Origin of the sequence: Caballeronia sp. ATUFL_F1_KS4A, from assembly GCF_023630905.1 — a bacterium.
Classification (GTDB): Bacteria; Pseudomonadota; Gammaproteobacteria; order Burkholderiales; family Burkholderiaceae; genus Caballeronia; species Caballeronia zhejiangensis.
In genome coordinates, this window is record NZ_JALQEB010000031.1 from 68,356 (window position 1) to 78,210 (window position 9,855).

Annotated in this window: 10 protein-coding genes; 1 reads left to right on the forward strand and 9 read right to left on the reverse strand. The window is 60.4% G+C overall.

Features of this window, described 5'->3' with window-relative positions:
• Positions 1–15: 15 nt before the first annotated feature.
• The 9 genes from NCS03_RS19640 to NCS03_RS19680 form a co-directional block, all read right to left on the reverse strand.
• Entirely contained in the window at positions 16–324 is a 309-nt protein-coding gene (locus tag NCS03_RS19640) for an EthD family reductase (RefSeq protein ID WP_250529624.1), read from the reverse strand.
• Positions 325–377: 53 nt separating this feature from the next.
• Positions 378–1,310, reverse strand: coding sequence for an MBL fold metallo-hydrolase (locus NCS03_RS19645; protein ID WP_250529625.1), 933 nt, complete (start codon positions 1,308–1,310; stop codon positions 378–380).
• Positions 1,307–2,173, reverse strand: coding sequence for a quinoprotein dehydrogenase-associated SoxYZ-like carrier (locus tag NCS03_RS19650; RefSeq protein WP_250440781.1), 867 nt, complete (start codon positions 2,171–2,173; stop codon positions 1,307–1,309). The genes NCS03_RS19645 and NCS03_RS19650 overlap by 4 nt, the downstream gene beginning before the upstream one ends.
• 20 nt (positions 2,174–2,193) lie before the next feature.
• A complete protein-coding gene (locus NCS03_RS19655) occupies positions 2,194–3,126 on the reverse strand; it encodes a quinoprotein relay system zinc metallohydrolase 2 (RefSeq protein WP_250529626.1) in 933 nt (310 codons plus the stop codon).
• Positions 3,123–4,097 carry a LysR family transcriptional regulator gene (locus NCS03_RS19660; RefSeq protein ID WP_033536897.1) on the reverse strand — a complete coding sequence of 325 codons (975 nt, stop codon included), beginning with the start codon at positions 4,095–4,097 and terminating at the stop codon, positions 3,123–3,125. The genes NCS03_RS19655 and NCS03_RS19660 overlap by 4 nt, the downstream gene beginning before the upstream one ends.
• A gap of 686 nt (positions 4,098–4,783) precedes the next feature.
• Entirely contained in the window at positions 4,784–5,533 is a 750-nt protein-coding gene (locus NCS03_RS19665; protein ID WP_502801532.1) for a hypothetical protein, read from the reverse strand.
• Positions 5,530–6,441: a substrate-binding domain-containing protein gene (locus tag NCS03_RS19670; RefSeq protein ID WP_008354362.1), complete on the reverse strand. Its 912-nt coding sequence runs from the start codon at positions 6,439–6,441 to the stop codon at positions 5,530–5,532. The genes NCS03_RS19665 and NCS03_RS19670 overlap by 4 nt, the downstream gene beginning before the upstream one ends.
• A 62-nt stretch (positions 6,442–6,503) precedes the next feature.
• Complete coding sequence (locus NCS03_RS19675; RefSeq protein ID WP_008354361.1) at positions 6,504–6,926, reverse strand: c-type cytochrome; 423 nt, start codon at positions 6,924–6,926, stop codon at positions 6,504–6,506.
• Between the two features lie 112 nt (positions 6,927–7,038).
• Entirely contained in the window at positions 7,039–8,850 is a 1,812-nt protein-coding gene (locus tag NCS03_RS19680; RefSeq protein WP_008354360.1) for a methanol/ethanol family PQQ-dependent dehydrogenase, read from the reverse strand.
• 345 nt (positions 8,851–9,195) lie between these two features.
• Here NCS03_RS19680 and NCS03_RS19685 point away from each other — a divergent pair, with 345 nt between their 5' ends.
• The gene (locus NCS03_RS19685; protein ID WP_250529628.1) at positions 9,196–9,576 is read left to right on the forward strand and encodes a 4a-hydroxytetrahydrobiopterin dehydratase; all 381 of its coding nucleotides are present in this window, start codon (positions 9,196–9,198) and stop codon (positions 9,574–9,576) included.
• The last annotated feature ends 279 nt before the right edge of the window (positions 9,577–9,855 follow it).

Below are 9,855 nucleotides of genomic sequence, written 5' to 3' on the forward strand. Positions count from 1 at the left end.
AGGCATGAAGGTCGGTCAGGCTTCTTTCGAATCGAACATCAGCAGATCGACGCCGCCTTGCGCGAAATTCGCGAGATCGCCGGCGGTCTTCTGGCCTTCGGGCGAGTCGAATGCGGCTTGGATCGCTTCCAGCGAATCGAACTGAAGCAGCGCGACGAGGTGATATGGCGATTCTCCCGATGCCGCCACGACCGGTCCCGCGCTGATCTCATAGCGCCGCAGGCCCGGCAGCGTCTTTGCCAGCGGCGCGTGAGTCGACGCATAGTAGTCGTCGAATGCCTGCGGGTCGGACGGATTTTTATATAGCGCTACGAGCTGGGCCATCGTTGTGTCTCCTGGTAGTTGTACGGCGTTGGAAGAAAGGTTGCGTCAACGCGCTACTGCTTTTCTAGTTGCAGATAGATGCGCTGCACGTTCTGCGGCTGCGCGGTCGCATAGAGCTTGTCGTTCCTGAACGCGGGCACCTGTACGGTGTGCATCGCTTCGGTCAGTCCGACGCCGCTCGTGTAGGCTTGCTTCACCGCGGCTTCGAGCTCGCGCAGATACGTGCCGGTCCGCATGATGTCGTCGCCGCGCAAGGGCTTGCCGAAGCCGGGTACAACCGTCTTCAGGTCGAGCCCGCGCAGGTTCTCGAGCGCGGCGAGCCAGCCGGAAATCTGCTCGTTGCGCAGCTCGGGTATGCGTCCATTCGATACGAGCCCGCCCGCGAACAGCACGCCGGTTTGCGTGTCGAGCACGGCGAGATCGCCGGGCGTGCTGGCAGGACCGAAGTGCAGCAGTTGCAGCTTGCGTCCGCCGCTTTCGACCTCCGTCGTGCCGTTTACCGTCTGATCGGGAACGGTCACGCGCGAGCCGGCCATTTCATCTTCGCCGAGCGTCTTGCGCAGATTGGCGAGACAAATCGAACAGCGTTCGCGAATCAATTGCGCGGCGCGCGCGTGCGCGAGGATCGGCACGCCCTCGTCGCGAAACGCGGCCGCGCCGAACACGAACTCGGGCGCCTGATGCGTGATGATGACGAGCTTCACCGGCAACGGCGTGACCTTGCGGATCGCTTCGATCATCGCGCGGCCATAGCGATAAGACGAACCTGTGTCGATGACTGTCACGCCGTCCTGTCCGACGATGAAGCCGTTGTTCGCGACGATGCCGTGATTCGCGGGCGCGACGGCATCGTTGTCGCCGATGAACGCGTACACGCCCGGCGCAATGGCGACAGGTGCGGGCATGCCGCTCATCGACGCATGCGTGAGCGTGCTGACAGCCAAGAGCAGCGTGAAGAACAGCGCTCGCAAGCGGCGCACCGTCATTTCATCGCCGATGTTTGCGCGCTGCCCGGTTGCGCGTTGACCGCCACGGCGCCGTCCCAATGCTTGTTCTTCGTATCCTCGATAAACGCCTTCAGTTCGCCGCTTCCGCTCGGCACGAAATAGAAGCGGAAATTCGGGTTCTCGCTAATCGAGAAGTTGACGTTCGCGGTCATCACCGGCTTATCCGCATACGTGACCGACACCTTGCGAATGAAATACGCCGACGCGTAGTTGCGCGTGACCTGGTTCATCGCCATGCCGGTTCGATTCGGATGACGCACCATCAGTTGCGCGAGTTCGGGCTTGCCCGCCACGGCCTGACCTTCGGCCTGAAGACGGACCTGTCCCGCTGTCCGCTCGGCCGCGTCTTCGTCCTTGTCGGCGGGTGCGGAACATCCGCCCGACGCCTTCACGAAACGAACGGCGCTATAGAGCTTGCCGTCGTTCGTCTCAGCAATCGCGCGCATGAACGTGTAGTCCTCCACGCGCACGCGCGTTTCGATCGTCGCGAGTCCCGATTCCGGCGTGAACTCGAACGATCCTGCATACGGCTCGGGATTTTCGTCGATGAAGAGATAGAGCTTCTTGATGTAACGCGCGGGCGATTGCGGAAACTGCGCGTTGATCGCGATCGGCACGACGGCGGCATCGGCTGCGCGCGCGGGGGCGTCGAGCTTGATGACCGCATCGCCGTGCGTGTCGATCGTGCGGCCCTTGAACGTCCCTTCCCTGAAGTCGATCCAGCGCGCCACCTTGTCGGGATCGTCGTCGGGCTGCGCCGCCTGCGCGGCATACGGCGAGAGCGCCGCGGCGGCGAGGCTCGCGACCGTCATCGCGCGAACGCCGGACCATGTTGTCTTCATGATGTCCCTCCAGTCCTGCACTACTGCTCCCATTCGAGCTCCGCATAAGCGGCCGTCACATTGCGACGGTGATACATGTCGAAGAGAAGCCACTTGTCTTTCTCGCCGAGACCGATGCTATCGACTGCCTGCCCGATCGTTTCGCCCTTCCTGATCGCAGCACGCACATCGCGCGCCAGATCGGCGAGATAGCGTTCCTCGGCGTCGAGCGATTGCGTCCAAGGCGGATCGAGCGGACCGTGCCCCGGCACGACATGACGCGGATTCATCTGTCGAATGCGCGCAATGTCGTCGAGCCAGCCGATAACGCTGCCATCGATCACAGGAATGCAGTGCACAAAGAGCAGATCACCCGTCCACAACGTGCCGCTCTTCTCATCGTATACCGTCAAGTCGTTGTTGGTATGCGCGGTTTTCCATGTGCGCAGCGTGAGCGTGCGTCCACCGATATCGAGCGTGCCCGTTCCGTCGATCGTCTTCGTCGGCGCAACGATTTCGCTGCCCGCTGCCGCGCTACCCAACTCGCGATTGAGCGCGCGCATGTAGTTGTCCGCGCGCGAGGCTTCGGCTTGCGCGAGCGTCACGCTGCCGACGAATTGCGGATGATCGTCCTTGAAAGCCGCATTCCCGAAGATGTGATCCGGATGCATGTGCGTGTTGATGACATAGCAGACCGGCAGCGGCGTGACAGCGCGTATCGCGGCGCGCAACGCGCGGCCTTCCGCGAGCGTGCCGCCTGTGTCGATCACCGCGACGCAGCGTGTTCCGACGATGAAGCCCACATTCGCTATATCGCCGCCGTTCTCGTGCGTCGCGACATCGTCGTGACCGCGATGCGCGTAGTTACCGCGCGCGATCTGCGTGACCTGCAGCGCGGTCTGCGCACGCGCGATAGTTGCACACGCAATTAGTACGAGGAACGTGATGCGACGGCAGGCCGATGCGACGTTCATCGGACGTCGCTTGCTTCGGCGAGCCGCCTGGGTCTGCGCAGGCCGAACTGCGCGTATTCGCGCTCCAGAAACGGTTCGGCGTGTTCGAGGAGGAAGCGGCGAAAAGCGAGGCAAGTCGGCGAAAGTTGTTTCGAGCGTGAATGCACGAGTTGCCACGTGCGTTCGACGGGCGTGCCGTTCACGTCGAGCACGGCGATTTCGCCGGTGCGCAGTTCGAGCGAGAGCGTGTGCAGCGAGATGAGGCTCACGCCCATGCCCGCCATGACGGCCTGCTTGATGGTTTCGTTGCTGCCGAGCGTGACGCTATGCGCGGGCACGAAGAGGTTCTGCCGAAAGACATGCTCGGCGACGGCGCGCGTGCCCGAGCCGGGTTCGCGTAGCAGGAACGTATCGTTCGCAAGTTCCTGAAGGTCGAATTGTTTTGCATGACGCAGCGGATGCGACAGCGGCGCGACGATCACATGCGGATGATAGGCGAGTGGCTCGGCGGTCGTACCGAGTTCGGGCGGCGGGCGGCCCATGATGGCTAGATCGGTTGCATTGTCCTGCAAGAGACGCAAGAGCGTTTCTCGGTTGCCGACGGAGAAGCGCACATCGACCTTGGGATATTGCTGCCTGTAGAGCGCGAGAAGCTTGGGGGCGAAGTACGTCGCCGAACTGACGATGCTCACCGCTATCGCGCCGCTATCGGCTTGTGTGAGCGACATCATGGCGTCTTCGGCGTCTTTGATTTCGCCGAGTATGCGGCTCGCGTGATGTGAGAGCCTTTCGCCGGCTTCGGTCAGCGATAAGCGTCGCGCGACTCGCTCGAATAGCGGTAAGCCGATCGCTTCTTCGAGTTGCCGGATTTGCATCGATACCGCTGGTTGGGTGAGGTGCAGTTCCTCCGCTGCGCGGGCGAAGCTTGGACAGCGGCTTGCTATCACGAAGATTTGCAGCTGACGCAGGGTTAGGGAGCGGATGAAATTCACGGGGTCGTTTTGGGCGGGTTTGGTTCGCTGCGGCTTCTTTGGAATCCTGTGATCGTGTCGGTCTATTGGCACTGCCCCTGTGCGGGGCGGCACCTACTTTCTTTGCTGCTGCAAAGAAAGTAGGCAAAGAAAGCAGCTACTGATACGCCCGCGGTCACACGCAATTTGGGTAGTCCTCTCGTCCATCGTGGGCTGCCTAAAGAGTGCCCTCAAACACCTAATCGGGCTTGGCTCGCGCACGGTCTGTCACATCGCACCACACCACGCGCTGGTTCAGCACCAAATAGCTCCGGCCCGCTTCGCGGCCGACCGGTCAATCGGGGATGCATGTGCTTCTCTACTAACGTCTCAATCTCGCCGCCTTCGCCGCCCGTTGGTTTCCCTTGCAGACCCCGCGGCAGCGCGTAGCGCTGTGCCGAAGCTGTTTCGTGCTGAACCAGTGTCCTCAGCGTTTTCGGGCGGCGGACCGTGCGCGAGCCAAGCCCGGTTATTGTGATGAGGGCACTCTTTAGGCGAGTGCCATCTGCAACGAGAGAACTACCCAAATTGCGTGTGACCGCGGGCCTGAAAAGCTGCTTTCTTTGCTTACTTTCTTTGCAGCAGCAAAGAAAGTGAGTGCCGCCCCGCACAGGGGCAACGCTAATAGACCACTAAGAAATCGGGATCCGGCGAAGAAGAAAAAAAAATCACCGACTAGCCCGAGGCGCATTCGAGGGCTTCCCCGGCGCGCCCATATTCCTGAACGTCCCTTGAAAAGCAATCGTCTCCTTCTGCAGCGGATGCGCAAAATCGTTCCCATCACCGGGCACTTCGGTGCGAATCATGAGCAATCGCCCGGGCACGTCATCGGCCATGACGAACGTATAGCGCTTGGCGAGGTACTTGGTGAACCGCTCGGCGTTGGGATCGTTCAAATAAGGCTGAATGACGATCTGCTGCGCCTTCGCATGCTTGCCAAGCCCGAGCGCTTCGCTCGACACCGGCGTGATAGCAGGCCCCGCCGCAAGCGCCATCCTCACGCGCTGCTGGAAATAGCGCCGCTGACCGCCCGTCAGTTGCTCCATCTCCGCGATGTCATGCTCCAGAAAATAGATGATTACCGGATTGCAAGGCAAGCCGCCCGGCACGTTGACATTCCCCGTCCGATCGGAAACCTTCGCGTCGTTCTTACTGTTGCCCTGACTCACGACGAGCACGCGCAACGTGTCATTGACCTTCGACGGCGGCCCGGAATAATCCACCGCGTAATCGAGCTCGGTCTGCGCCTCGACACCGGTCATATGCGGCTGCATGAAGAGCAACTGCTCAGCGGGCTTGATATCGACGGACATCGGCGCCGAAGCCACGGGCGCGTCCGCACACATCGCGACGCGCGGCATCGCACTGCCCAGCGCGATAACCCACGCGCAAAGAGAAGCCGCGTATATCCGCTTCATTGGGCGCTTTCCGGCTGCAACGGCAACAACGGAACCTGATAGCTGGTCAGAATCTGATCGATCTTCGGCTGGTTCGATGCAATCCAGTTATCGACCTTGTCCCGCCACGCTTTTTCGCCATAACGCACGCCCATCGAAATCTCATAGTCGAAGCGAATCGGCTGACCGGCCGGGAACGGCACGAGACGCACCTTGTTATCGGAACGATTCGCGAAATAGCCCGCGATCGGCCCCCATACGAAAGCCGCATCGACGTCGCCCTTCGCCAGATCGCGTTCGATCATCTCGCCGGGAAACGCCTCGGGATCGCCGCTTTGCCCCTGATACGACACAGCCTGAGCGATCAGATCATGGCGAAGCAGCCAGTCCACGGCGGGGCTCTTCACGAAGACGCCGAGCTTCATTTTCTTCAACTGATCCGGCGGCAGATTCATCAGATCCGATGGAGTCTTGATGCTCGCGTATTCGGGCTTGTTCGGAAACACCATCGCGTAGGTGGAATGCAGATACGGACGCGTCGTCGCGGTCAATTCATAACCCTTCGGCACGCCGATGATCAGATCGCATTTGAAGCGCTCCGTCTGCGGCACTTTCTCGCGCAGCGTGTTGCGCACGAATCCCATGCGTTGCGGCCAATACGTATATTCGAGCTTGTAGCCGAAATCGCTCGCCATCTGACTCGCGATCTTGTTCTCGTAACCCTCGCCCTTCTTGTTGGAGAGCGGCATGTTGTTCGGATCGGCGCACACGCGCAGGATACCGTCCGCGCCATCGTTGTTCGGCAGATCGGGCGGCGGAGCGAGCGCACCTTGCGCGAACGCCTGTTGCGCCGAGAACGTCGCGAATGCCGCGCATAACGTGGCTACGAATCGGAACGAAGCGGCGCGGCTTGCATTACGATCAGACATCGACACCTCCGGGTATGAGAGCAATCATCAGACGTCAGCCGCCAATCGGCCATGCAACGTCTTCATTTTGCATCGATTGCCTGCAGATCGCCCGGGTTGATCTTGCCGTCGGAGCGCCCCTTCAGATACGCATAGAGGTTCTCCCAGTTCTTCTGCATCATCTGGCTCGCGCTGAAGTCGGGCATACCCTTGTCCACGCGACCGCCGAATACGGTTCGATGAAACTCATTCTTGTCGAGCGTCTTGAAAGCATCGATCAGCGACGGGCCGACCATCCCTTCCTGCTTCGCCCCGTGACAGCGTTCGCACGCGAGCGCCCGCCAGGTCTTCCAGCCCTGCAGCGTGTCGCTGTCTACCTTGTTGCCATCGACGACCTTATACGCGACCGGCTTGATTTGCGCAGGCATCGCAGGCGGCGTCTGTGCAAAGGAAGCGGACGAAGCAGCGAGCGTCATCGTCAGCAGCAAGAGTGATCGGCCTTTCATACGTCTGACTCCTTGAACATGTCTTGTATATGAGGTGCTTCGTGTTGCTGCGGCGCGGCGGCCGTTGCAGCCGCCGCGCATCGCACATCGACTCATTCACATCGAAGAAACATCAACCGCCCGGAATCGCGAACACGAAGAGCGTGCCGCCGAGAGCCGTGTACTTCGCGAGCTCCTTGTAGCCGCCGACCGCGCCCAGGCCTTCCGTCGACTTCTCGAGACCCGCCGCCATGCCGATGCCGGCCCAGCCGCCGATGCCCGAGTACACGCCGATATACTGCTTGCCCTGGTACTGGTACGTGAACACGTTGCCGATGACGCCCGATGGCGTCTTGAACTTCCACAGCTCCTTGCCGTCCTTGATGCGCACTGCCTTGATGTAGCCTTCGAGCGTGCCGTAGAACACGACGCCGCCTGCGGTCGCGAGCGCGCCGGACCACACCGAGAACTTCTCCGGCTTGGACCACACGATCTTGCCCTTCGAGGCATCCCACGCGATGAAGTTACCCATCGCGCCTTTCTCGTTCGGGCCCGGATACATCGAGAGCGTCGCGCCGACGAACGGCTGACCCGACACGTAATCGACCTGGAACGGCTCGTAGTCCATGCAGACGTGATTCGTCGGCACGAGGAAGAGCTTGGAGCCAGGATCGAATGCGGCCGGCTGCTGATCCTTCGAGCCGAGCGCTGCGGGGCAGATGTTCTTCACGTTGTGATCGGGACCGGCCTTCTGCGTCGAGTAGCTCGCATTGCGAATCGGCAGGCCGCTCTTCAGATCGACGCTATCGGCCCAGTTCACCGCCGGGTCGTACTTCTGCGCGACGAGCAGTTCGCCCGTCTGGCGATTCAGCGTATAGCCGAAGCCATTGCGGTCGAAGTGAACGATCGCCGGCACGGTCTTGCCGCCGATGTTCAGGTCCGAGAGGATCATCTCGTTGACGCCGTCATAATCCCACTCGTCGTGAGGCGTCATCTGATAGACCCACTTCGCCTGGCCCGTGTTGAGATCGCGCGCGAAGATCGTCATCGACCACTTGTTGTCGCCCGGACGCTGCGTCGGGTTCCATGTGCCCGGATTGCCCGAGCCGTAGTAGATGAGATTCAGCTTCGGATCCCATGCGTACCAGCCCCATGTCGTGCCGCCGCCGTACTTCCACTGGTCGCCCTGCCAGCTCTTGAGCGACGAGTCGGCACCGACCGGCGTCATCTTGCCGTCGGTCCAGGTCATGGTCGCCTGCGGGTCCATCAGCATTTCGTTGTCGGGACCGGTGCTGTAGGCCTTCCAGACTTCCTTGCCGTCCTTGATGTTGTACGCGACGATACGGCCGCGCACGCCGAACTCACCACCCGAGATGCCGGTCAGGACCTTGTCGCCGAAAACGTGCGGCGCGTTGGTGTTGGTTTCGCCTTTCTTCGGATCGCCGTTGGTCGCGGTCCATACGACGTCGCCGGTTTTTGCGTCGAGCGCGACGAGCTTGGTGTCGGCTTGCTGGAGGAAGATCTTGCCGTCGCCATATGCAAGGCCACGGTTGACCGTATCGCAGCACATCACCGATATGACCTGATTGTCCTGCTTGGGCTGGTATTGCCAGATGAAGGTCTGATCCTTCAGGTTGATGGCGATAACCTTGTTGGGGAATGGCGAGTGGATATACATCGTGTCGCCGATGACGAGCGGCGAGCCTTCATGACCGCGCAGCACACCAGTCGACATGGTCCAGGCAACCTGTAGCTTGCCGACGTTGTTTTCGTTGATTTGCTTGAGCGTGCTATAGCGGTGATTCGAGTAATCGCCCGCTTGCGCCGCCCAGTTCGAGGGATTCTTGATCAGGCTGTCGAGCTGCGAGTCGGCCTGAGCGACATAAGAATTCAGGCCTGCCGTCGCTGCCACCGCCAGTCCAAGAACCAGGGTGCGTAAGTTCATGTCTCCTCCAGAATGGTGATGCCTCCGACCCAGGGATGACCACGCTACCGGGTTGCATCGTGCGCGCCTTCAAATGCAGGTAACGAGTTGCGCTTCGTCCAGTACATGGCCGGACGTTTGCGTAGAGAGGCCAATTGCATATTCCATGCCGGTTTAACTTCTGTTGCTTTAAATCGGGAATTCGACGGGTGATGCTGTCGTTAGTGGACGAATTCCTGTCGGGTGGCGACACATACTGTGTCAAATACGCGAACAGTCATGCGGCGCGTGTGACATGACGCGATGCAGCATGTTTTGTTTGGCGCATACTGGGTCTTGCGTCGATAACTTTGCGGAGGCTTCGCCATGGCTCAAGCCGAGAAGGTCTATTCCGATGAGGAGATCAAGCAGCGTCTGACCGGTGTGCTCAAGCACTGGTATGTCGAGGATGGGTGGCTCAGGCGCAAGTTCAAGACCGAAAGCTGGAAGGGGACGCTCATGGTCGTGAATACCGTGGGGCATCTTGCCGAAGCGGCCTGGCATCATCCGGATCTCACGGTTTCTTATGCGTTCGTCATCGTCAAGCTCAAGACGCATTCCGCTAAAGGCATCACGGATAAGGACTTTGCTCTTGCTTCGAAGATCGAAGAGGTCATTCAATGGCAGCCCGGGAAGGAGGATGGGCCGCTCGAGGGCACTCCCTCGGATGATCAGCGCTTCCGCTATATCAAGTATGACGAGCGTTGAGGTTTGTTTTTGCTTTTGCTTTCGGTTCCGCTTTTGATTTCGTTTTCGCTTTCGCCGGATCCCGTATTCGTGTCGGTCTATTAGCACTGCCCCTGTGCGGGGCGGCACTCACTTTCTTTGCTGCTGCAAAGAAAGTAAGCAAAGAAAGCAGCTTCCGATACGCCCGCGGTCACACGCAATTTGGGTAGTCCTCTCGTCGTTCGTGGGCTGCCTAAAGAGTGCCCTCATAGGCCCCATCGGGCTTGGCTCGCGCACGGTCTGCCACATCGCACCACACAA